At 74.4% G+C, this 22,056-nt stretch carries 19 protein-coding genes; 9 read left to right on the top strand and 10 right to left on the bottom strand.

The window, feature by feature from the left end:
- The first annotated feature begins 222 nt into the window (after positions 1-222).
- The 5 genes from ACIBST_RS21050 to ACIBST_RS21030 all read left to right on the top strand — a co-directional run bounded on the left by ACIBST_RS21050 (position 223) and on the right by ACIBST_RS21030 (position 6,060).
- Positions 223-1,926 carry an exo-alpha-sialidase gene (locus ACIBST_RS21050; protein WP_397174252.1) on the top strand — a complete coding sequence of 568 codons (1,704 nt, stop codon included), beginning with the start codon at positions 223-225 and terminating at the stop codon, positions 1,924-1,926.
- 247 nt (positions 1,927-2,173) lie between these two features.
- A complete protein-coding gene (locus ACIBST_RS21045; protein ID WP_397173752.1) occupies positions 2,174-2,968 on the top strand; it encodes an ABC transporter permease in 795 nt (264 codons plus the stop codon).
- Complete coding sequence (locus ACIBST_RS21040) at positions 2,965-3,729, top strand: ABC transporter permease (RefSeq protein ID WP_397173751.1); 765 nt, start codon at positions 2,965-2,967, stop codon at positions 3,727-3,729. The genes ACIBST_RS21045 and ACIBST_RS21040 overlap by 4 nt, the downstream gene beginning before the upstream one ends.
- Positions 3,730-3,820: 91 nt before the next feature.
- Positions 3,821-4,789, top strand: coding sequence for an ABC transporter substrate-binding protein (locus ACIBST_RS21035; protein WP_397173749.1), 969 nt, complete (start codon positions 3,821-3,823; stop codon positions 4,787-4,789).
- Positions 4,786-6,060: a flavin-dependent oxidoreductase gene (locus ACIBST_RS21030; protein ID WP_397173748.1), complete on the top strand. Its 1,275-nt coding sequence runs from the start codon at positions 4,786-4,788 to the stop codon at positions 6,058-6,060. The genes ACIBST_RS21035 and ACIBST_RS21030 overlap by 4 nt, the downstream gene beginning before the upstream one ends.
- A 78-nt stretch (positions 6,061-6,138) precedes the next feature.
- On the opposite strand, the gene ACIBST_RS21025 is transcribed toward ACIBST_RS21030, so the two are convergent.
- The 3 genes from ACIBST_RS21025 to ACIBST_RS21015 form a co-directional block, all read right to left on the bottom strand.
- The gene (locus tag ACIBST_RS21025; protein WP_397173746.1) at positions 6,139-7,044 is read right to left on the bottom strand and encodes a DUF2382 domain-containing protein; all 906 of its coding nucleotides are present in this window, start codon (positions 7,042-7,044) and stop codon (positions 6,139-6,141) included.
- Positions 7,045-7,149: 105 nt separating this feature from the next.
- Complete coding sequence (locus ACIBST_RS21020; RefSeq protein WP_397173744.1) at positions 7,150-7,785, bottom strand: hypothetical protein; 636 nt, start codon at positions 7,783-7,785, stop codon at positions 7,150-7,152.
- Between the two features lie 14 nt (positions 7,786-7,799).
- On the bottom strand, positions 7,800-8,345 hold the full coding sequence (locus ACIBST_RS21015; protein WP_397173743.1) for a DUF4142 domain-containing protein: 546 nt from the start codon (positions 8,343-8,345) through the stop codon (positions 7,800-7,802).
- Positions 8,346-8,527: 182 nt separating this feature from the next.
- Here ACIBST_RS21015 and ACIBST_RS21010 point away from each other — a divergent pair, with 182 nt between their 5' ends.
- Positions 8,528-8,977, top strand: a complete 450-nt coding sequence (locus ACIBST_RS21010) for a pyridoxamine 5'-phosphate oxidase family protein (protein WP_397173741.1) — start codon at positions 8,528-8,530, stop codon at positions 8,975-8,977.
- Here ACIBST_RS21010 and ACIBST_RS21005 read toward each other — a convergent pair.
- Positions 8,974-10,338 (bottom strand): methyltransferase domain-containing protein, encoded by a 1,365-nt coding sequence (locus ACIBST_RS21005; RefSeq protein ID WP_397173739.1) that lies wholly within the window; start codon positions 10,336-10,338, stop codon positions 8,974-8,976. The genes ACIBST_RS21010 and ACIBST_RS21005 overlap by 4 nt on opposite strands.
- A 117-nt stretch (positions 10,339-10,455) precedes the next feature.
- Here ACIBST_RS21005 and ACIBST_RS21000 point away from each other — a divergent pair, with 117 nt between their 5' ends.
- A complete protein-coding gene (locus ACIBST_RS21000; protein WP_352327979.1) occupies positions 10,456-10,743 on the top strand; it encodes an iron-sulfur cluster biosynthesis family protein in 288 nt (95 codons plus the stop codon).
- 51 nt (positions 10,744-10,794) lie between these two features.
- Here the strand turns inward: ACIBST_RS21000 and ACIBST_RS20995 are convergent, their stop codons facing one another.
- Positions 10,795-11,772: an acetylxylan esterase gene (locus tag ACIBST_RS20995; RefSeq protein ID WP_397173737.1), complete on the bottom strand. Its 978-nt coding sequence runs from the start codon at positions 11,770-11,772 to the stop codon at positions 10,795-10,797.
- A 112-nt stretch (positions 11,773-11,884) separates the two neighbouring features.
- Between ACIBST_RS20995 and ACIBST_RS20990 the strand changes: the two genes are divergently transcribed.
- Positions 11,885-12,175, top strand: a complete 291-nt coding sequence (locus ACIBST_RS20990) for a hypothetical protein (protein WP_397173735.1) — start codon at positions 11,885-11,887, stop codon at positions 12,173-12,175.
- Between the two features lie 10 nt (positions 12,176-12,185).
- Positions 12,186-13,373 carry an alpha/beta fold hydrolase gene (locus ACIBST_RS20985; protein ID WP_397173734.1) on the top strand — a complete coding sequence of 396 codons (1,188 nt, stop codon included), beginning with the start codon at positions 12,186-12,188 and terminating at the stop codon, positions 13,371-13,373.
- A gap of 24 nt (positions 13,374-13,397) precedes the next feature.
- Here ACIBST_RS20985 and ACIBST_RS20980 read toward each other — a convergent pair whose 3' ends face one another.
- From ACIBST_RS20980 to ACIBST_RS20960, 5 genes are all read right to left on the bottom strand, one after another.
- The gene (locus ACIBST_RS20980; protein ID WP_397173732.1) at positions 13,398-17,327 is read right to left on the bottom strand and encodes a hypothetical protein; all 3,930 of its coding nucleotides are present in this window, start codon (positions 17,325-17,327) and stop codon (positions 13,398-13,400) included.
- A 419-nt stretch (positions 17,328-17,746) separates the two neighbouring features.
- Positions 17,747-19,231, bottom strand: coding sequence for a DHA2 family efflux MFS transporter permease subunit (locus ACIBST_RS20975; protein WP_397173730.1), 1,485 nt, complete (start codon positions 19,229-19,231; stop codon positions 17,747-17,749).
- A gap of 256 nt (positions 19,232-19,487) precedes the next feature.
- Positions 19,488-20,012 (bottom strand): type II toxin-antitoxin system prevent-host-death family antitoxin, encoded by a 525-nt coding sequence (locus tag ACIBST_RS20970; protein WP_397173728.1) that lies wholly within the window; start codon positions 20,010-20,012, stop codon positions 19,488-19,490.
- A 72-nt stretch (positions 20,013-20,084) separates the two neighbouring features.
- On the bottom strand, positions 20,085-21,029 hold the full coding sequence (locus ACIBST_RS20965) for a TIGR01777 family oxidoreductase (RefSeq protein WP_397173726.1): 945 nt from the start codon (positions 21,027-21,029) through the stop codon (positions 20,085-20,087).
- A gap of 113 nt (positions 21,030-21,142) precedes the next feature.
- Positions 21,143-22,045, bottom strand: a complete 903-nt coding sequence (locus ACIBST_RS20960) for an aldo/keto reductase (protein ID WP_397173724.1) — start codon at positions 22,043-22,045, stop codon at positions 21,143-21,145.
- Positions 22,046-22,056 lie beyond the last annotated feature (11 nt).

The following is a 22,056-nucleotide window of genomic DNA, read 5'->3' as shown; positions in this document are numbered from 1 at the left end:
TCCCTCCTACGTAAATTGACACTTAATCCTGCAGCTCTGATCCTCGGGTCGCGGCCCGTTGCTGTCAACTGACACTTAACGAATACCTATCGGATCCACGGTTGGCAACCCTGGGACGCAGGTGAAACAAGGGGCCGGAGGGGGCAGAGACAAGGCATGGCCTCGCCCGTCGCGAGGCGGCCGCCCTCGGGCGGCCACGAGAGGAAGGAGTCCCCGGTGGCGATGCCCAGAGCCGCGCTGGCGGCGGTGTTCCTGGCCGCCGGGCTGCCCGCGGCCCACGGGGTCACGCACGCCGGCGAGACGTTCTGCCGTCTTCCGGAGTTCACCGGCAAGTCGGTTCCGGAGGGGCCTTACCTGATCGACACTGATGTCTCACCGCGGTGGATTTACCCGTACCCGACGCCCGCCGAGCGCGAGCCGTCCTCGGAGCAGCGGCTCGACTTCGCCGGGTTCCCGAGCGTGGCGGCGCTGGACACGGTGGGCCGCGACGGCGCCCCGGTCAGGAAGCTCCTGGTCACCTACGCCACCAATGTGGACAAGGTCGTCACCCTCTCCAGCGAGTCGGCGACCTCCCACGACGGCGGCGTCACGTTCGGCCCGAGCAACCGCACGCCGCTGCGCGAGGCGCCGATCGAGCTGCGCGACGGCCGGTTGCTGGCCCTGGAGTACTACCTGCGGCGCTCCGGGCCGGGCACCGCCAAGCTGGGCGTGCTGTCCTCCGCCTCCGCCTCCGACGAAGGCTGGGTGCGCTGGGAGGCCACGGTCTCCTCGCCGGACGCCGGCGCCTCCGGCGGGGCCGCGCACGGCCTGCCGATCCAGCTCGCCGACGGCACCATCCTGTTCACGGCCTACATCCGCCAGGGCGACACCGAGTCCTACCAGCCGGAGGTGTTCGCCAGCGACGACGGCGGCCGCACGTTCGCCAGGCGCGGCGTGATCGCCCCTCCCCAAGGGCCGTTCGTCTACAACGAGACCGCGCTCGCCCAGACGCTCGACGGCTCCCTGCTGGCGGTCATGCGCAGGGACGGCGAGCCGCCCTCCACGCTGCACCAGAGCCGCTCGTCCGACGGCGGCCGCACCTGGTCGCCGGTCCGGCCGGTGCGCATCGACGGCCAGGACTGCCTGGTGCGCGGCGTGGCGCCGCGGCTGCTGCTGATGCCGGACGGCGTGCTCGTGCTCAGCGCCGGCCGTCCGCACAACTGGCTGGCGATCGCCCCCGACGGCATCGGCGAGGAGTGGCGGCAGCAGACGGTGACGTACCGCAACAGCGACGGCGTGCGGGACGTGCACGGCTCCTCGGGCTACACCGCCGTGGCCGCGGTCGGCCCGCACCGGCTGATCCAGGTGTTCGACAACTGCAAGCTGCCCGGCGTGCGCCCCGACGGGCTGCTCAACGAGACGGCCTGCCCGGCCCACGGCAAGTTCGAGAACGGCGGCTGGTACGCGATCAAGCGCCGCCTGTTCACCGTCACCGCCCCCGGCCCCGACCTGCTCGACCTGGCCGCCCTGTACCGCCGCGGCGCGCTCAAGGTGGAGACCGACATGCGCTGGACCCGCCCCGGCCGGCCGCGCACCGGCCCGGCGGGCGCCTTCGACGGCAGCACCGACTACTGGTCCGGCGCCGTCGCCGCCGGCCCCGGCCGGTACGTCCTGCACCTCGACCGGCCGTACGCGATCAACCGGATCGGGCTCGCCCTGCGCCCGGGGCACGCGGCGGGGGCCCGCGTGTACGTCTCCGCCGACGGCCGCTCCTGGGGCGAGCCCGTCGTCACCGTCGAGGACCGGACCGACTACGCCATGCGCTACCACACGGTGGCCCGCACCGGCGCGCACGTCATGATCGTCACCGAGCCGACGGACGACTGCGACGCCGAGATCGGCGACTCCTGCAGCATGCTCAACGAGCTCGAACTCTACGGGCGGTAGCCCGGCCGGAATATCCGTGTTATCAGCCGGGCCGAAAACAGCGCGACCGCCACAGAATGTGACGCCCGACCCGGCGGGCTTTTCCTGACCGGAGTTTTTCCCGTCGGGCGGAAACGCGCGGCTCGGTTACTGTGACTTCCGTTCCGCTCTGCCCGCCTTCCGGCCTGCCGCGGTGACGAACGGCCGGACCGATGTTCCGGAGAGCCGATAAATTGCCGCCCCATTTCCCCGGCGCCGAGGCGTCGCCGTGCGCCTGATCCCCTCCCGTCCCTTCGACAGCGCCGTCGTGTGCGGCGTGACGGGCACCGTCGCGCTGCTGTGCGCCGCCGAGGCGGCCGGCCGCCTCGGGCTGGTCTCCCAGCTCGAACTGCCGCTCGCCTCGGCGGTCCTGGCCACCGCCGCCGGGCTCGCCGCCGACCCCGCCTTCCTTGCCGACGTGCTGGCCACCTGCGGCGCGTGGGCGCTCGGCCTGGCGACCGCCGTGGCGGTGGCCGTGCCCGCCGGGCTGCTGCTGGGCAGCCTGCCCCCGGTCGAGCGGGCCCTGCGTCCCGTGCTGGAGTTCCTGCGGCCCATCCCGTCGGTGGCGCTCATCCCCCTGGCCGCGTTCGTCTTCACCGGCCGCCTGGAGACGGAGGTCGCGATGATCGTCTACGCCGCGACCTGGCCCGTCCTGCTCAACACCATGTACGGGCTGCGCGAGGTCGACCCGCTGGCCAAGGAGACGCTGCGGGCCTTCGGCTTCGGCCCGCCGGCCGTCCTGTGGCGGGTCAGCCTGCCGAGCGCGGCCCCCTTCGTGGCGACCGGCGTGCGGGTGGCCGCGGCCATCGCCCTGATCCTGGCCGTCAGCACCGAGCTGCTGGCCGGCGCCGACGGCATCGGCCACTTCATCATCGTGGCCGAGAGCAGCCCGGACGGCCTGCGGCTGACCATCGCCGCCACCCTGTGGGCCGGCGCGCTCGGCCTGCTCACCAACGCCCTGCTCGCCCGCGTCTTCCGGCGGCTGCTGCGCTGGCACACGACGCTGACGGGAGCGGCACGGTGATCGGATCCGTGGCGTGGGCGATCGGATCCGTGGCGCGGCTGTGGGCCGTGCCCGTCGTCGTGGCCGTCTGGGAGGTGGCCACCAGGGCGGCGGGCAACCCCTACTTCCCGCCGCCGTCCGCGATCGCGCTGCGCCTGGGCGAGCTGTGGGTCACCCGGACGGCCCTGGACGACCTCTCCCACAGCCTGGGCCGGCTGCTGACCGGCTGGGTGCTGGCCGGCGTGGCGGGCGTGGCGGCCGGGGTCGCCATGGGCCGCTCGCCGCTGCTGTCGCGGTTCCTGGACCCGGCGGTGCAGTTCTGCCGGGCGCTGCCGCCGCCCGCGCTGCTGCCCGTGTTCCTGGCGCTGTTCTCGACCGGCACGCTCATGCAGGTCGCGGCCATCGCGTGCGGCATCGTCTGGCCGGTGCTGGTCAACGCCGCCGACGGCGCCCGCAACGTGGACCGGCTGCACCTGGACACCGCGCGGGTCTTCCGGCTGTCTGCCGGGCAGCGCCTGCTGCGGGTCGTGCTGCCCGCGGCGGCCCCGAAGATCCTCGCCGGGCTGCGGCTCAGCCTGTCGCTGGCGCTGATCCTCATGGTGATCGCCGAGTTCTTCGCCACCGACGGCGTCGGCTTCCGGCTGCGCGCCGCCCAGCGCTCCTTCGACCTGCCGGGCATGTGGGCGGCCGTCACCGTGCTCGGGGTTCTGGGTTATCTGCTCAATCAGGTTTTTCTGGCGCTGGAACGCCGGCTGGTGGCGCATTATGGCGCGACCGAATAAAGCCGCCCGGGAATGCAGCAGATTCCCGGACGGCTGTTCCTTTTCCCCGGCACGCATTGTTCACGAACTCAACTCTCCGGGAGCGTTATTCATGCGTCTGTTACTCGCGGCGGTCGCCCTCGCCCTGGCGATGACCGGGTGCGGCGGGGCGGATCCCCGGCCGTCGTCCGGCGGGCCGGAGAAGGCCGTGCTGAACCTCGGCATGCTGGCCCTTCCCGAGGTCGCGCCCGTCCAGATCGCCATCGACAAGGGGTTCTTCGCGGCGGAGGGGCTGACCGTCAAGCCCGTCGTGATCCAGGGCGGGGCCGCCGCGATGCCCGACCTGATCAGCGGCAGGCTCGACGTCCTGCACAGCAACTACGTCTCGGCGATGCTGGCCGCCGCGCGCGGCGTGGGCCGGTTGAAGGTCGTCGGCGACGCCTACGCGGCCAAGCCCGGCAACTTCGTCCTCATGACGCGCAAGGACTCGCCCGTCACGAAGCTGGCCGACCTCAAGGGCAGGAAGGTCGGCGTCAACACCCTCGGCAACGTCGCCACCCTGGCCGTGAGCGCGCTGCTCAAGCCCGCCGGCGTGGCGCCCGCCGACATCACCTTCGTCGAGCGGCCCTTCCCGCAGATGGCCGGCGCCCTGGCCAACGGCGACGTGGACGCCGCCGTGCTGCCCGAGCCGTTCTGGCAGACCGCGGCCGCCACCAGCGGGGCCCGCAGCCTGTCGGACCTGTTCACCGGGGCGACCGCCGACTTCCCGATGGCGGGCTACCTGACCACCGAGGGCTTCGCGGCCGACAATCCGCGCACGGTGGCCGCCTTCCAGCGCGGCCTGCGCAAGGCGGTGGACCTGGCCATCGCCGACCCGGCCCAGGCCAAGGCGGCGCTGCTGACGTACACGAAGATCGACAAGGCGACGGCCGACCTGATGGCGCTGGGCGGCTACTCCACCACCGTCGACAAGGCGCGGTTGCAGCGCGTGGCCGACCTCATGCTGGAGTTCAAGGGCAACGGCTACCTGGAGGCGCCGTTCGACGTCTCGGCCCTGCTCCTTCCCGGCGGCTCCTCATGACGGGCCTCGCGGGACGGCGCCCGCGGCGGGTGGTCATCGCCGGGGCGGGCATCGCCGGGCTCACCGCCGCCCTCAGCCTGCACGCCGCCGGCATCACGGACGTGACCGTGCGCGAGGCCGTCAAGGACATCAGGCCGCTCGGCGTGGGCATCAACCTGCTGCCGCACGCCGTGCGCGAGCTGATCGAGCTCGGCCTGGGCGACCGCCTGGCCCGCGTCGGCGTCGAAACCGCCGACCTGACCTTCCTCACCCGGCGCGGGCAGCGCATCTGGACCGAGCCGCGCGGCCGGGCCGCGGGCCACGCCTGGCCGCAGTACTCGATCCACCGCGGCCGGCTGCAGCTCCTGCTCCTCGACGCCGTGCGCGAGCGGCTCGGCCCGGACGCCGTGGTGACCGGCTCCCCCGTCACCGGGCTCGACCACGACGCCGACCTGCTCGTCGGCGCCGACGGCATCCGCTCCGGCGTCCGGGCCGCGCTGTTCCCCGGCGAGGGCGAGCCGCTGTGGGGCGGTCACGTGCTGTGGCGCGGCACGTCGCGCGCCCGGCCGTTCCTGACCGGCCGATCCATGATCATGGCGGGCGACGGCGCCCAGAAGATCGTCATCTACCCGATCGCGCCGCCGGACCCCGACGGCACGCAGCTCGTCAACTGGGCCATCCAGCACCGGGCCCCCGAGACCGTCCCCCGGGGCGACTGGAACCGGGAGGTGGAGATCGGCAAGTTCCTGCACCACGTGGCCGACGTGCGCTCCGACGCCCTCGACATCCCCGGCCTCATCGCCTCGGCCGACAAGGCGTACGAGTACCCGCTGGTGGACCGTGACCCGCTGCCGTACTGGTCGTCGGGGACGGCGGCGGGCGCGGTGACGCTGATGGGCGACGCCGCGCACCCGATGTACCCGACCGGGTCAAACGGCGGGACGCAGGCCGTCATCGACGCCCGCGTGCTGGCCCACGCGCTGGCCACCGGCCAGGGCCTGGAGTTCTACGAGAGCCGGCGGCGGCCGGTGACGAACCGGATCGTGCTGGCCAACCGCGAGGACGGGCCCGAGGTCGTCCTGAGGCTGGCGCACGAACGCGCCCCCGACGGGTTCGCCGACATCGAGGAGGTCATCCCCCGGGACACGCTGGAGAAGATCGCGCTGCACTACAAGCAGCTCGCGGGCTTCGAGCCGGCCACCCTGAACGCCCGTCCGAGCTGGTCGGTCCCCCCGGACACCGGGCAGGGGCCTGTTCCGCTCAACACCGGCCGGGCCGAGAGCCCGCCCTGACCGCCGGACGCGTTCTGGAGATGGGCGTGGTGAGGCGGGGGCGCGTGGGCGCCCCCGCGCGGGACCGGGCGCGGCCTCCTACCGCTTGGGCGGGAGGTCGTCGCCGCGGTTGCGGTTGCGGGTGTGCTCGCGCGCCTCGCTGTCCTCGTCGACCTCCAGGTGTTCCCTCCTGACCTGGCCCTCGACGGTCTCCTCGTGCTCGACGCGCTCCTTGTGCACGCGGATGTGCTCGACCGGCCTGGTCTCCTTGCCGATCACCGGCCGCTCCTCGTGCAGGGTGATCTGCTGCTCGTCCTCGCCGATCTCGTACGTGCCGGGCTCGCCGTCCCTGATGGGCTCGCGCTCGATCACGACCTCCTCGTGCGCGAGCGGCACCCTCTCCTGGACGTTCTCGGTCTCGACGTACTTGCGCAGCCGGACGTGCCCGCTCTCGCGGCTCTCCTTGCCGATGTGGAGCTGCTCCTCCGACGCGGTCATGTCCATGTCGCGGTCGCCCACGTCCCGGCCGCGCATCGGGCCCGGCCGGCCCATCGCGCCGGTCTGGCCGGTCTGGCCGGTCGGCGGCTGGCCGGTCATGCCCGGGCGCATGCCGGGTTCCCCGGTCGTCCGCGGCTCTCCGGTGGCTCGCTGGGCCTGCCGCTCCCCCGCGGCGGGCGAGCGCTGGGACGGGATGGTCGACGGCTGCATCCCGTAGTACCGGTAGAGCTCGGCCTCCTCCTCCAGCGACAGGCGGCCGTCCACGTCGATGTTGGGCGCGCCCTTGATCATCTCCTTGTCGAAGGGGACCCTGATCTCGTCCCCGGAACGGCGGGCGTTGGCCAGCGGCACGAAGGTCTGCTTCATGCCGAAGAACCCCGTGCGCACGGTCACCCACTCCGGCTCGCCGGTGCGGTCACTGAGGTAGACCTGGCCCACCTTGCCGATCGACTGTCCGTCCGACCCGATCACATGGCACTCGAGCAGGCTCCGGATCTCTGTTTGCATAGCCACGACGATCCCCCCGATTGTTCGTCCTGGTTCAAAAAGGACAAATACCCCAGAGAGTCGCATTTGCACACACAGGTCGGCCAGTCTTTGCCATGGATCGGCCTACGGCGGAGGCGCGCCGCGGCCCTCCCGGGAGCCCGCGTAGGCGGCCCGCCGCAGCCGGGCCGTCCATCCGGCCGGGCGCAGGCAGGGGGCGCTGTTGAGCACGGGGTCGAAGGTCAGGTCCTCGCCCGGCAGCGCGGTGTGCAGGCGCAGGCGGGCCAGGTAGCGACCGCCCGCCCACAGGTGGAACAGCAGCGGGTCGCGGGCCAGCGCGCCGGGCAGCAGCGCGGGATCGGCGGGCACGCGCTCCCCCTCGGGCCGGGCGACCAGCCGGTACAGGCCGGTGCCGTACACGTACGCCGTGAGGCTGGAGTACGGCCCCGACGTGAAGGTCCGGCGCGGCACCGGCACCGGGCCCGCGCCGGTGGACAGCAGCAGGTCCACCCCGTTCGGCAGGCGCACGGCCAGCCCCAGCACGTCGGGCAGCCGGCCCGGCAGGGACAGACCCTTGGACAGCCGGGCCCGCACCTCGTGCTCGCCCGGCTCCCCCAGCGGCGCCGCCTCGACCGTCAGCGTGCCCGCCAGGAGCAGCCCGCGCCGGTGCAGCGCGCGACCGTGCCGCAGCCCGGCCAGAGCGCGCGCCGCGGCACGGGCGAAGGAGTCGAGCGCGGCCGGCGGGCCCGCGCCGCCGGGCATCGCGGACGCCCTCGTCAGTAGTCTTCCTGCGCCTTCTTCAGCGCCTTGAGGTGCTCCTGCAACGTCGGGGACGCGGCCTTGGCCAGCGCCACCACCGCCGGCGAGGAGCCCTTGGAGATCTCCTCCTTGGTGGCCTCGATCGCCGTCTTGTGGGCCTTGACCATGCCGGCGACGAACTCCTTGTCGAAGTCCTTGCCCTTGGCGTCCTGCAGGCGCTTGGCCATGGCGGTCTGGGCGGAGGTCGGCGCGGCGGGAAGCTGGATGGCGAGCTGGCTCGCGGTCTCGGTCACCTTCTTGTCGAACTGGGTGTGGTCGTCGACGAGCATCCGGCCGATCGACTTGATCTGGTCGGAGGTGCCCTTCTTCTCGGCCAGGCGGCCCGCCTCGATCTCGGCCAGGTTCCCCTGGTGGATGGTCGCCATCCAGGTCCTGTCCTGCTCGGACGGCTGAGCGTCGGTCCGCGGCGCCAGCCCCGCGGTGTTCGTTGTGGCGCTTTCGCCGCACCCCGACAGGGCGACGACGGCCGCGGCGGCCAGCAGCATGGTCAGACGAGTACGCATGAGGTTTCCTATGACATGGTGACACTTCTCCGACACAGAGAGTAACCATGCGCCCGCGACTTCCCCCTCAGGCGCGCCGCGTCGCACCCCTCGCCGTGGTGTCGCGGGCCGCCGCCGGAGCCGTCATCATGTTGACGGACGTGACGCGGTCGCCGTGACCGCCGAGAAGCGCGAGGAGCAGGATGACGCCACCGGCCCGATCACCGGAGCAGCGCAGGCAGGACACGCTCGACCGGCTCGAACACGACGTCGACGTCTGGGTGGCCACGGCGGGCGACGGCGGCCCGTACATGACGCCGCTGTCGTTCCTGTGGGACGGGCACCGGCTCCTGCTCTCCACCGCCGACGCCACGCCCACCGCCCGCAACCTGCTCGACGGCGGCACCGTGCGGCTCGGCCTCGGCCTGACCAGGGACGTCGTCCTCATCCACGGCACCGTGACCGCCCAGCCGGCCGCCACGATCCCCGGCGACATCGGCGATGCGTTCGCGGCGAAGACGGGGTTCGACCCGCGGGTGTCGCGCGGGCCGTACACGTACTTCTGGGTCACGCCGGTGCTGGTGCAGGCGTGGCGCGAGGTGAACGAACTCGCCGGGCGCGACCTCATGCTCGACGGGAAGTGGACCGTCTAACCGAACGCCAGCACGAGCGTGGTGTGCCGCTTCACGATGACGAACTCCCGCCCCGGCCCCTGGACGGCTCGCCCCCCGGGTCCCTTGGAGGCGGCACTCTCTGGGATGGCGCTCTCTGGGGCGGGGTCCTCTGGGTCGGGGTCCTCTGGGGCGGGGTTGCGGTAGGCGGTCAGGCGTAGGCCGGGGGTGCGCGGGCGGCCGGCGGCGGCCCACGCCCTGACGTGCGCGGCCAGGTCCTCGGCCAGCGCCGCGCCGCCCGGCCCGTACCCCTCGGCCACCAGTTCGGCGCGCCCCGGACCATCCGCCGTCGGGGCGGCAACGGCGCGGTCGCGTTCCCCGGGCGTCCCGGGGGCGCGGGAGGCGAGCACGGCGACGGCGGAGCCGTCGGTGAGGCCGAAGGCGCCGCCGTAGCCGCCGTGCCGGTGGCCGCCGAGCACGCACCAGCGCGGCTCGTGCAACGCCAGCCACAACGCCACGTCGGCGCCCACATCCCCGAGCGCATCCCGCCGCCCCGCTGCCGGGCCCGCTGCCGGGGCCGCTGCCGGGGCCGCTGCCGGGGGCGGTTCCGGGAGCGGATCGGGCAGGGCCACGGGGACGTTCGCGGGGTCGGTCTCCAGGGCGGTCACGAGGTCGCCCAGCTCGCGCGCCACCGGAAGCGCCAGCCACAGGTCGGGGTCGCGGCGCAGCATCACCACCGACTCCGGCCCGGCGGACGGCCCCCGCATCCGCATGAACCCGCAGGGCGCCACCGTACGTCCGGCCCAATGGCCGCCCGAACGCTCCAGCGCCACCGACACCTGCACCCCGCGCAGGTCGAGCGGCACCACCAGCCGCCCGCCCGGCGCGAGCTGGTCGAGCCAGGCGGGAGCCAGGTCCCACACGCCGACGGCGGCGATCACCCGGTCGTACGGCGCCGCCCCGGCGAACCCCTCGCCCCCGTCCGCGCACACCACCTCGACCTGCGGGAACCCGGCGTCCGCGAGGTTGCGCCGGGCGTCCCGGACGATGCCGGCGTCGAGGTCGAGGCTCACCACCCGCCCCCCGGGCCCGGCCAGACGCGCCAGCAGCGCCGCGTTGTAGCCGGTCCCCGCGCCGATCTCCAGCACCCGGTGGCCGGGCTCGACGCCGAGCTGCCCGAGCATGGTCGCCATGACGGACGGCTGCGACGACGAGCTGACCGGCAGGCCCTGCCCGTCCCGCCGGGTGACGACCGGCACGTCGCGGTAGGCGGTGCGGGGATCGACGCCGGGCAGGAACAGGTGGCGCGGCACCGCGAGGAGCGCGTCGGCCACGTCGCCGGGGAGCTCCTGGCGCTCGCGCAGGCGCGCGACCATGGCCTGCCTGAGCCGGACGGCGTCCATGCAGGGATTGTCCACCGGCCGGGAATTCCCGGTAAAGAAAACGCCAAGAAGGGTTGGGCTCCGGGATGAGGGGAATGGCAGGCAACTTCTGTACGTCGACCGTTTGGAGGAGCCGTAGTGCTCACCCTGACAGCCAACGCAGCACAGGCGATCCGCGACCTGACCGCGTCCGCGCCGGAACCCGCCCAGGGCGGGATCCGCATCTCCTCGCAGGGCGAGGGCGCGAACTCGCTCACCCTCTCCCTGGCCACGGCCCCCGAGCCGGCCGACGAGGTGGTGGAGACCGAGGGCGCGCGGGTCTACCTCGATCCCGTGGCCGCGACCGTGCTGGACGACAAGTCCCTCGACGCCGGGGCCGACGCGCAGGGGAGCGTGTCGTTCATGGTGACCCCGCAGGCGGTGTGACGGGCAGCCGCCGTACCGGTGCTCGCGCCGGTACGGCGGCCCCGCGCCGGGTCAGCCGGCCAGGAGCTTGTGCAGGTAGCGGATCTGCTCCTCGGTCTGGTAGCCCGCCCCGCCCTCGTGCCCGTTCCAGGGCCAGACGGTGATCTCCTTCGGTCCCTGCCAGTGGTTGTAGGCGGCGAAGACCGTGGAGGGCGGGCAGACGTAGTCCATGAGCGCGACCGAGTACAGCACGGGCACCCGGCCGCGGGCGGCGAAGTTGACGCCGTCGAAGTATGACAGCGTGCGGAACACCTGGTCGGCGCCGTCCCGGCGGGAGGCCAGGAAGCGCACCAGCTCCTGGTACGGGTCCCGGTCGGTGATCTCCACCGCCCGCCGGAAGTGCGTCAGGAACGGCACGTCCACCAGCGCGGCCCGCACCGACGGGCGCAACGCCGCCGTGGCCTGCGCGATCGCGCCGCCCTGGCTGCCACCCGAGACCACGATGCGCCCGGCGTCCACCGCCGGGTGGGCCGCGGCCACGTCGACCGCCCTGGCCGCGTCGGTGAACACCCGCCGGTAGTAGTAGTCCTCGGGGTCGAGGATGCCGCGCGTCATCATGCCGGGCGCCTGGACGTTGGCGCTGCCGTGCGGGTCGCCGGTCGTGCCGGGGCTGGTGGGGCTCGCGCCGCCGTGCCCCCGGGTCTCCATCACGAACACCGCGTACCCGGCCGCGGGCCACAGCAGGTGGTCCTTCGGGAACCCGCGTCCGCCGCTGTAACCGATGTAGTGCATCACGCACGGCACCGGCTCCCGCACGCCGCGCGGCAGGATGAACCAGCCGCTGATGCGGTGGCCGCCCCACCCGGCGAACGACACATCGTAGACGTCGACGCCGCTCAGCGGCAGGTCGTAGGGCACGAACTCGGCGGCCGGGTCGAACGCCTCGGCCTCGGCCAGCGTACGGGACCAGAAGTCGTCGAAGTCGGCGGGCTCGTCGCGGTCGGGGAGGTAGGCGCGCAGTTGCTCGATCGGGAGGTCGAACAAGGGCATCGGGGGGACTCCAAGCTGTAGGCAACCCTGATATTTCACCTCATCCGTCCAGGTAAGCGCTATCCTCCGTCGCCGGAAGCTGAAAGCGCGCGTGCGGGGTAGTGGAGTTCGCGTGATCGAATACGTGATCGAGGTTCCCTCCTCCCATCTCTATCCCGGCCTGGTGCTGGAGGCCCCCGCGGACGCCGAGGACTTCCTCGTGCTGTTCGCCGACGACTCCGAGTCGCGGGCCCAGCTTCTCGGCGACGCCTCGGGCCGTCCGGTGCTGAGGGTCGGCGGATACATGACCACGAACGGCACCGTCATCGACGAGCGGGTGTGGACCGTGCGCGAGACGCTGCGCACCGGCGACCGCCTGCGCATCCGCCTGGGCCGCTCGCTCGACTCGCCCGTCAGGGGCTAGCGTCCCCTTTGTGAGGTCTTTGGCCGGGATGGTGGCGGGCGCCGCGGTGCTCGCGCTGTCGCCCGTGGCCGGGCTGGCCGCGCTGGCCGGGACGGCGATGGTGGGCGCGGGGTCCGGCGTGTTCACGGTGACCGGCCTCGCGGTGTTCGCCTCGGTGTTCCACCTCGGGCTGCTGCTGTGCGTGCCCCGGCCGGGCGCGGCCTGGGGGCGGTGGTTACGGGCCGCGCTGATCCTGGCCGTGGAAGTGGCGGTGGTCTGGCGGGTCGCGGACGCGACGCTGACCCCGCCGCCGGCGCCGGCGGCCGCCGCGTCGCCGGTGGCCGGGCAGCGCGAGTGGCGGCTGCCGACGGGGTCGCGATTGGCGTACGCACGGGTCGCGCCGAAGCGGGTCACCCGCCCGGAGCCGGTGGTCTTCCTGTCCGGCGCGTCCGGTCTGGCGGACCTGGCCGCCGATCCGGCGTTCTACCGGCGGCTGGCCGCCGACGGCCACGAGGTGTACGTCTACGACCGGGTGGGCTCCGGACGTTCGGCGCGGCTGCCGGACCCGGCCGCGTACGGGCTGGGCCGCGACGTGGCGGACCTGGAGCAGGTGCGGCAGGCGATCGGCGCCCGCCGCCTGACCCTGGTCGCGCGCGGCGAGGGCGCCCGGCTCGCGGCGGCCTACCTGTCCGCCCATCCGGACGAGGTGTCCAGGGCGGTGCTCGCCTCCCCCGCCGACCTCGACCGGGCCCGTGCCGCGACGCTGCTGGACGACGGCCCGCCCACCCCCAGGATGCTCGCGGTCCACACGCTGCTGCGGGTCGAACCGGCGGCGGCGCACGCGTTCGCCGGCGACGCCGAGCTCGACGCCCGCACCGTGGGGGCCGCCGTATGCGCGGCAGGCACCCCGCCGCGGGCGACCCCGCCCCCGGCCCGCGTGGAGGGCGGGTATGCGCGGCTGGTGGAGCGGCCGTCGCCGCCCGGGATGCGGGAGGGGCTGGCCCGGGTCACGGCGCCCGTCCTGGTGGTCAAGGGGGCGTGCGACGGGGAGAGCTGGTCGGCGGCCACCGGCGTCCGGCGGGCGATCCCGGGCGCCGGGCTCGTCTACGCCGAGGGGCGGGGGGCGTACCTGGCGACGCTGCGGGCGTTCCTGGCGGGCCGGGCGGTGCCGCCGTACGAGGGGGCGACGCCCCCGCCCGGTTACCGGGGACCGTGGTGACGCCGCCCTCGCCCCCGCCCCCGCTCAGCGGGCGGGGCGGGCGCAGGAGCCGGCCGTGGCCGCCGCCACCTTCCATCCCGCGTCCGGGAACGGCGACATGAAGTGGGTCAGCAGGTCCACCGCGTAGTCGGGGGCCTGCCCGCCGGGGTCGAGGAAGGACACCATCTGCGGGCCGTCGGAGCCGCGCAGGGTGATCGAGCCGCCCCTGCCGCCGGAGGCGAAGCCGGGTCTGGCGTCCACGGTGAGGCAGGCGAGCCCGATCCCGGCGGCGGCGATCTCCTGGCGGGCGCCGATGCGGCGCATGCGCTGGTCGTAGCGGCGCAGCGCGAGCGAGGTGGCCCGGGTGAGCCGCAGGGAGCCGGTGAAGGCGTCCGCGCCGATCCGCCTGCTCAGCCTGACCCGCAGGGAGACGTCCGGCCGCAGGTCCACGCCCTTGGCGGCCAGGCGGAGGCGGTCGTAGGCGCCCTCGAAGCCGGGCGCGAGGAACCCGGCCGCGGCCGGCGCCCTGAGCCCGAACGGGATGCGCCCCGGCCGCACCCGCAGCCAGGACACGCGCCGGACCGCCAGCGACACCTCCCGCACCGCGCTCGCGCCGAGCGCGAAGTCCCCGCCGACCTGGTAGGTGAGGAACCCCGAGGTGTACGGGACCTGCTTGGACACGGCGATCCGCTGCCGCTGGACCGGGCCCACGCGCAGCCCCGCGCCCACCGCGATCCGGCCCGTCGGTGCCGGTTTCGAGACCAGGTCGAGCGACTGGTCGGGATTGAGGCGGATCGTCGTGTCGGCGGCCAGATCCTCGACCGCGAGCGAGACGCCGCCGAGCCGCCCGGACGGGTCCGCCAGGCGGCCGTCCACGGCCAGCCGGCCGTCCAGGGTGCTCGCGCCGCCCCGGTAGGTGAGCGTGGGGACGCTCAGCCCGGCGGCCGAGGCGTCGGCGTCCAGGCCGAGCACCGCCGGGACGTCGGTCAGCCGCAGCCCGCCGCTGCCCCGGCCGGGCAGGGTGACCTCGGCGGTCAGGCGTCCGACCGGCGCGGAGTTCCGTACCCGGATCCGGGTCCTGGCCCCGTACGTGCCCCGCACGTCCACGGCGGCGGGCACCGGGTCGAGGGCGATGTGCCCGCGCAGCCCGCCCGCCTCGGCCCGCACGTCGAGCGCGCCCAGCGTGGCGGGGGGCTCGACGCGGTAGGCGACGTGCCCGGCGTCCAGGGGGCCCAGGGACATCCGGGTGATCCTCGGCGGCAGCCGGGTCAACGTGGCCCGCGCCTTGACCGGCACCGGCGCGAGCACGCTGCTGTCCAGGTGGAGGGCGAGGGTCCGGCGCCTGGGCGCGAAACCGGAGAAGGCGAACGTGCCGCCGGCCGGGTCGATCGTCACCTGGCTGGGCAGGCCGGTGACGTCGAGGTGGCCCTGCAGGCCGTAGCAGCCGCGTCGCGCCGTGCAGAACGGGCCCTGGCCGCAGCCCCCGGCCGGGCAGCCGCCGTCCACCAGCGAGAGGCCGCCCTCGACGGCGGGCGCGGGACGCATGCGGGCCAGCGCGGCGGTCCTGCCGAGCCAGGCGCGGGCGGTCACGCCGAGCCGGGACCCGGAGTAGGTGAGCCTGCCCTCGGGCGTGGCGGCGACGGTCAGGTCGCCCGGCACCGGGCCCACCCTGCCGAGGACGCCGAAGCGCACGTCCCCCAGGACGATGTCGGCGTCCACGGCGAGCCGCTGCCGGGCGGCGCGGAACCGGGCCAGGAACCCCTGGCCGGACGGGCTGAGCTCGACCCGCGACAGGCCCTTGACCAGCACGCTCGCGTCCAGGTCGCCGCCCACCCGGTCGTAGTGGGCGGCCAGGTGCGGGCCGTCGGGGGACGTGGCGCCGTCGTGGTTGGCGACGGCCAGGGCCGCCGACTCCACCGGGCCGGACAGCCCGCGGAAGCGGTAGACGCCGTCCTTCCAGGCGGCCTCGAAGCGGGCCGGGACGCCGGTCACGTCGGCGGCGGCCCTGAGCAGCCGGCCGTCCGTCCTGATCCGGGCCAGCGCCGACACCTTGGTCACGGGGGCGCTGGCGGTCCAGGCGAGCGTCCCGGCCGCGGTGTCGGCGGCCAGTTCGGCCCGCTTCGGCGCCCCTTCCACCGCCACGCGGACGTCGTCCCCGGCCGAGGCGTCGTCGAGGGTGGTGACGTACGACCTGGCCGCGTAGAGGCGGAGGCCGCGCACCCGGCCGGACGTGGCGGTCTCGACCGACGAGCGCTCGCCCAGCCTCCACGCGGTCCTGACGTCCCCACGCACCCCGCGGACCGTGCCGTCGATCGTCGGCCCATTCCGGACGTCGGCGTAGGCCGCCCGGACGCGGTCGATCGGGCCGCCGGCCCGGTAGACGGCCGTCCCGGCGGCGGGGTCGAGGGCGAGATCGGCCACGGCGGGCGTGTTGGAGATCTCCAGGCGGGCCAGCCGCCTCCCGTCGAGCCCGGCCGCCACGAAGGGCCGGTCGCTCGCCCTGGCCTCCAGGCGGGCGCGCGGCGCGCCGCCGTACGTGACGTCGAACCCCGCGACGCCGGACAGCAGCGCCGAGACCCCGGTGGCGTCGCCGTTCCTGACCAGGGTGACGTGGCCGCCGGCGGGGCTGGCGATCGCGCCGCCGCCGCGTTGCAGGACCGCGGCGAACCGGCCGATCGGCGAACTGGCCGTCTGCGTGACGCGGTGCGCGGCCGGGTCGCTCGCCAGCCGGACCCGGGCCGGCAGACCGCTCAGCTCGGCCCGCAGCACGGTCCCGGACGCGGCCCGGTCGTAGTAGAGCACCTTGGCCGAGCCCGCGCGCGCGGGTCCCGACGACTCGACGGCCAGGCTCTGCCTGCCGCCGGACGCGACGTGGGCGGCGGTGAACGAGCGGGGCACCTCGCGCAGCTCGGCGCTCGCCGCCGTGGCCAGGCGGCCGTCGCGGTAGAGGTGGCTGTGCAGCTCGGCGCGGGCGATCGGGGCTGGGGCGGTGAAGCGCATCCGTCCGCCGGACAGGCGCACGTGGGCGCGGGTGGGCATGCGGTCCAGCACGGCCTGCGTGTAGCGGCCGGGGGCGACGGCGACCGCGTCCAGCCTGGCGGGACGGGAGGCGGTGACGTCCAGCTCGACCGCCAGGGAGGTGGTGGCGGTCGGGTTGGCGGGCTTGGAGGGGGTGGCGGCCCGTTTGGCGGGCTTGGCGGGGGTGGTGGCCGGGGTGAGTGCGTCGAGGGTGGCCTCTACGGTGAGGCGTTCGGTGGCGGGGGTCTGGCGCAGGCTCACCGCCGTGCGTCCGGTCAGCCCCGCCAGGGTGACGGCGGACGGTCCCGGGTCCTTGCGCGTGACGCTCGCCCGCACCGTCCGGCCGTCCGGGTCGATGGTGAACGTCCCGCGGTCGAGCGCCGACAGCGACGCGCCGCCGCGCAGGCCGTCGAACCCGACGGTCACCTTGCCGTCGTACTCGGCCCAGACCAGCGCCCTGACCCTCTTCCCGGACAGGCTCCTGACCGCGAACCCGAGCCCGACGCCCCCGCTCCCGGGGTTCGCGGCCGGCACCAGGTCGGCCGCCAGGTCGGGGAGGCCGTCGCCGGTGACGTCCGCGGCGACGGGCACGGCCACGGGCCTGCGTGCCGAGCACGCCACCGCCCGCTCCACCCCCACCACGCACAACCGATACATCACCCCTTGCCTCGCCGGCAGAGTCCCACCGGCCGCGCGGCCTCCCTGGGGGCGGGCCGGGGGGTGGATGCCCAGGTGCAGGGCGTCCAGGGCTTCGGTGACGGACGGGGGCGGGCGCAGGAGGGGCAGAGGGGCGGCGCCGGTCGTGTCGGGCAGGAGGGCGGCGGGGTCGGGGACCTGCCGTCCGAGCCCCTGCCGTTCCTGCCGCCGAGTGGCCTGGGCGGCGACGGCGTCGGCGAGACCCGTCCCGGCGGGCGTGGTGATCTCCAGCCGTTCCGGCCCCACCGGCCCCTTTCCCATCGGCCGTACGGCGGGCGACGGCCCGGACGGAACCCGCGCCACGGCAGGCGGCGGCTCCGGTACCGCGGGCACCGCCCGCGCCATCACCTGACCGTCCGTCGACGCCTGGTCGCCCCGCGCAGCCGAGGCATGACCGGAGGCTGCGACGACGGGCGGACCTGCCAGTGCGGTGGCGGCGATGGACGTCGAAGCGAGCACGCGCAGAAGGGCGTGCGGCATGAAGCGTTCCCCCGAACCCGTCTAACTCATCCCATCAGAAACAATGGTCACGAGATGACCATATTTCCTCACTAATCGTCAAACGCGGCGCAACATGGAACTCCAGTTTCCGCCCCCGCCACCCCGCCCCCGCTTCGCTCGGCCCGCTCCGATCGCCCCCGCTTCGCTCGACCCTGCTTCGCTCGGCCCCGGGTGAGCCGCTATGCCGCCCGGCGCGCCCCCGTCCGGCTCACCGCCGTGACCACGGTGGCCGCCACGGCGAGCACCAGCAGGACGCCCACCGCCAGCCGGTAACCGTCCTGCAGCACGCCGGTCACGCCGGACAGCCGGGCCGGGTCGGCGGCGTACACCAGGTGCCGCTCGGCGGCCGGCACGGACGCGGCGACGATGGCCAGCGACATGGCGGTGCTGATCACGGTCGAGACGTTGACCAGCATGAGCCGTACACCGTTGACCACGCCGAGCCGGTCCTGCGGCGCGTCCATCATGATCGCGGTGGTGTTGGCGGTGATGAACAGCCCGCTGCCGGCGCCCACGAGCGCGAGCGCCGTCCCGAGCCAGGCGTAGGGCACGGACGGGTCCAGCGCGGCAAGCATGACCGCCATGCCCGCCGCGCTCACCGCCGAGCCGGCCACCGCCACCGTGCGCGGGTGGAACCGTCCGGTCAGCGCCCCGGCGACCAGCGAGGTCAGGGCCGAGGCGGCCGAGACGGGCAGCACGGCGAGCCCGGCCTGGGCGGGCTCGAACTGCCGGGCGGACTGCAGGAACAACGAGATCACCAGCACGATCGAGAACTGCCCGAGCGAGTTGAGCACGGCGGCCAGGTTCGCCAGCGCGAAACCGCGGTCGCCGAACAGCCGCAGGTCGAGCAGCGGCGTCCGGCTGCGCCACTCGACCAGCGCGAACACCGGGGCCGCCGCCGCGAACGCCACCCCGCCCGCCACCACCCACGGGCTCAGCCAGCCCAGCGTGCTGCCCTGCGACAGGGCCAGCAGCAGCCCGCTCAGCCAGGTGAACAGCAGGACGATCCCCGGCACGTCCAGCCGCTCGCGCGGGCCCCTCGGCACCGGGCGGAGAGTCACCGCGCCCCAGACGACGGCCGCGACCCCGACGGGCACGTTGAACCAGAAGATCCACCGCCAGCCCGCCGCGCCGGCCAGGAACCCGCCGAACGACGGCCCCACGAGCCCCGCCACGGAGATGATCGCCATGTAGACGGCCATGCCACGGCCCAGCCGGGCCGGCGGGAAGGCGCCGGCCAGGATGGCCGAGCTGTTGGCCAGGATCATGGCCGAGCCGCACGCCTGGGCGACCCGGGCCGCGAGCAGCACCTCGATCGAGGGCGCGAACCCGGCCGCCAGGCTCGCGACCGTGAACACCACGAACCCCAGCAAGTACGTCCCGCGCCTGCCGAACAGGTCGGCCACCCGCCCGAACACCACCAGCCCGACCGAGCTGACCAGCATGTAGGCGAGCAGCACCCAGCTCGCCAGGAAGGCGCCGACGTGGAAGTGCGCGACGACGGCGGGCAGGGCGACGTTGAGCGAGCTGGAGGTGAGCCCGGTCAGGAACATGCCGAGGCTGGTGACCGAGACGGCCCGCCAGGCGTACCGGAGCTGCGCGTCCCCATCCTCCGCTGCCGCCCCTGCCGCCGGCACCGCCACGACGGCCTCGGACTCAGCCACACCGGACCACCTGAACGTTCATGCGCCACTCTTTTCTAGAATCCTCCTCTAGAAAAGAGTGCACCCCACCGATTGTCAAGATCCAGGGGATATGTGCAGGCGCCAGCCCAGCAACTGGACACAGAGGACGGGCAGGGGGCGGGGGCAGACATAAGGGCGGGCGCGGAAGGCGGGCACGGGGGTCGGGCACGGGGGTCAGGCGCAAGGGGCGGGCGCAGGGGATTCAGCGGGAGTCGGCGACCCTCGCGGGGAGGGTTCAGCCCAGTGTGCGGAGGGCCTGCTCCGCGGTGTCGCCGGTGCCGACGGCCACCTCGCCGCCGTCGCCGTCCCGCGCGACGGCGATCACACCGGCCCCGGTCGGATGGCGGCTCAAGGTGACCGTGCAGCCGTCGCGCAGCAGCGCCTCCACGTCGGCCGCCCTCCGCGGCGCGGCCCACTCGCCGGTTCCCGGCCCGAGCAGGCGGGTGGCCGCGATCAGCGCGGCAACTGGCGTCCGGTGCCGGGCCAGCAGCACAGGGCTGTCGTCGTACGGCTCCGAGACCTGCCGGACGAGCTCCCCCAGCTTCGCCTTGGCCGTGGACAGCGACACAACGGGCAATCCGGTCAGCATCCCGGGAACCTTGGACAGCGGCACCAGCGCGGCCCACTCCCAGCGCTCCCGCGTGATCAGCGTGATCTGCCCCTCACCCGCCGCGCCAACCAGCGCCCCCCAGCGGGACCGTGCCTCCTCGACCCCGATGGGCACGCCCAGCCTGTCCTCCATCTCGCTGTAATTGATCATGAGGAAAACCGTAAGGCACCTTACGATTTCGCGCAAGGATCATCGCCCGCCGCCACACGGCGTCCGGCGCGCTCACCTCCCGCGACGCACCCTCCGGACGAGGTCGTCTGCGGCCTGCCGCCACTGCGGGTACTTGAAGGCGAAACCCGCCTCCAGCAGCCGCCCCGGGACGACCCGGCGGCTCTTGAGCAGCAGCTCGGTGTCGGACCGCAGCGCGTACGCGCCGAGCTCGGCCATCCACCGCGTCGCGGGCAGGCCCACCGGCACGCCCCAGGCGGACCGCAGCGCGCGCATGAACGCGGCCTGCGGCAGCGGCCCGGGGGCGGCCAGGTTGACCGGTCCGCTCAGATCGTCCCGCCCGGCCAGGAACTCGACCGCGCGGACGAGGTCGCGCTCATGGATCCAGGACACGTACTGGGCGCCGCCCGCCAGCGGCCCGCCGAGGCCGAGCCGGGTCATGCGCAGCAGCACGTCGAAGACGCCGCCGCGGTCGGGACTCATCACCATGGCGGTGCGCAGGGCGACCTTGCGCGTGTGCGGGGTCTCGGCCCGCTCCTGCTCACGCTCCCAGGCCTTGGCGATCTCGACGCTGTAGCGCCAGTAGCCCGGGACGCCGGGCTCGTCGCCGCCGATCAGACCGGTCGCCTCGTCGTTGGGCGCGTCGAAGCGGTGGGCGTAGACGGTGGCGGTGCTCATCTGCAACCAGGCCCGGGGCGGACGCGCGGCGGCGGCGATCGCCCGGCCGACGACCCGGGTGGAACGCACCCGCGAGTCCATCATGGCCCGCAGGTTGGCGGGGGTGTAACGGCAGTTCACGCTCCGCCCGGCCAGGTTGATCACGAGGTCGCTGCCGTCGATCTCGCGCGCCCACGCGCCCAGGGTCTCGCCGTCCCAGGCGACCTCGCCTTGCCGGGACGGCCTGCGGGTCAGCACCACGACCTCGTGGCCGGCGGAGGTCAACGCCCGGCGGAGGATCTCGCCGACCTGTCCGGTGCCTCCTGAAATCACCGTCTTCACCCTGCCGACCCTACTCCCGTCCTTTGAACGCGTTCAGGGCGGGGCCGAGCGCCGCCGGATCGTGCGCTCGTGGCGGCGGGACGCGCCGGGCGGGCGTTCGTCGTCGCGGCCGGTCAGGACGTGAGGGCGTCCAGCGTGCGCGTGTCCTCGTCGGTCAGGACGAGGTCAGCGGCGGCCAGGTTCTCCTCCAGATGGACGGCCGAGCCGGTGCCGGGCGTGGGCAGGACGACCGGGGAGCGGTGCAGCAGCCACGCCAGCGCCACCTGCCCGGACGTCGCGCCGTGCCGGGCGGCCACCCGCTCGATCGCCGCCCCCGCCCCGGCCTCGGACCCGGACCCGGCCCCCGCCCTCGCCCTCGCACTCGCACTCGCACTCGCGGCGAGGGAGCCGTTCCCGAGCGGGAACCACGGCAGGAACGCGATGCCCAGTTCCTCGCACCGCCCCAGCACCGGCTCCGACTCCCGGTCCAGCACGTTGAACCGGTTCTGCACCGACGCCGGCCGCAGGACGGTCAGCGCCTCGTCGAGCTGATCCAGGGTGACGGTGTCGAGCCCGATGTGCCGGATCTTGCCCTCTTCGCGCAGTTCGGCCAGCGTGCCGAGCTGGTCGGCGAGCGGCACCGCGGGGTCGATGCGGTGGAGCTGGTACAGGTCGATGGCATCGGTGCGCAGGCGGCGCAGGCTCGCCTCGCACATGGCCCGCAGGTCCTCGGGGCGTCCGGCGGGGTGCCACTCGTCCGGGCCGGTACGGATCACGCCGCCCTTGGTCGCCACCACCAGGTCGCCGGGGTACGGATGGAGGGCCTGGGCGATCAGTTCCTCGGCGATGTCCGGGCCGTAGTTGTCGGCGGTGTCGATGAGCGTGACGCCGCGGTCGACGGCCAGGCGCAGGAGCGCGACCGCCTCGCCGGACGTCAGGCGCGGGCCCCAGTAGCCGGGGCCCGTGAGCTGGGCGGTGCCGTAGCCGAGGCGTCGTACCCGCAGCTCACCGGCGATCTCGAACGTCCTGCCCACCACCGCGCCCGCCC

Origin of the sequence: Nonomuraea sp. NPDC049684, from assembly GCF_044465345.1 — a bacterium.
Classification (GTDB): Bacteria; Actinomycetota; Actinomycetes; order Streptosporangiales; family Streptosporangiaceae; genus Nonomuraea.
Note: the sequence above shows the minus strand (reverse complement) of the source record. Positions and strands in the feature narration are given on the sequence as shown.

Coding starts and splice junctions, on each gene's coding strand:
- ACIBST_RS21050 (WP_397174252.1), top strand. CDS start 223: ATGCCCAGAGCCGCGCTGGCGGCGGTGTTCCTGGCCGCCGGGCTGCCC.
- ACIBST_RS21035 (WP_397173749.1), top strand. CDS start 3,821: ATGCGTCTGTTACTCGCGGCGGTCGCCCTCGCCCTGGCGATGACCGGG.
- ACIBST_RS21030 (WP_397173748.1), top strand. CDS start 4,786: ATGACGGGCCTCGCGGGACGGCGCCCGCGGCGGGTGGTCATCGCCGGG.
- ACIBST_RS21025 (WP_397173746.1), bottom strand. CDS start 7,044: ATGCAAACAGAGATCCGGAGCCTGCTCGAGTGCCATGTGATCGGGTCG.
- ACIBST_RS21020 (WP_397173744.1), bottom strand. CDS start 7,785: ATGCCCGGCGGCGCGGGCCCGCCGGCCGCGCTCGACTCCTTCGCCCGT.
- ACIBST_RS21015 (WP_397173743.1), bottom strand. CDS start 8,345: ATGCGTACTCGTCTGACCATGCTGCTGGCCGCCGCGGCCGTCGTCGCC.
- ACIBST_RS21010 (WP_397173741.1), top strand. CDS start 8,528: ATGACGCCACCGGCCCGATCACCGGAGCAGCGCAGGCAGGACACGCTC.
- ACIBST_RS21005 (WP_397173739.1), bottom strand. CDS start 10,338: ATGGACGCCGTCCGGCTCAGGCAGGCCATGGTCGCGCGCCTGCGCGAG.
- ACIBST_RS20995 (WP_397173737.1), bottom strand. CDS start 11,772: ATGCCCTTGTTCGACCTCCCGATCGAGCAACTGCGCGCCTACCTCCCC.
- ACIBST_RS20980 (WP_397173732.1), bottom strand. CDS start 17,327: ATGGGAAAGGGGCCGGTGGGGCCGGAACGGCTGGAGATCACCACGCCC.
- ACIBST_RS20970 (WP_397173728.1), bottom strand. CDS start 20,012: ATGATCAATTACAGCGAGATGGAGGACAGGCTGGGCGTGCCCATCGGG.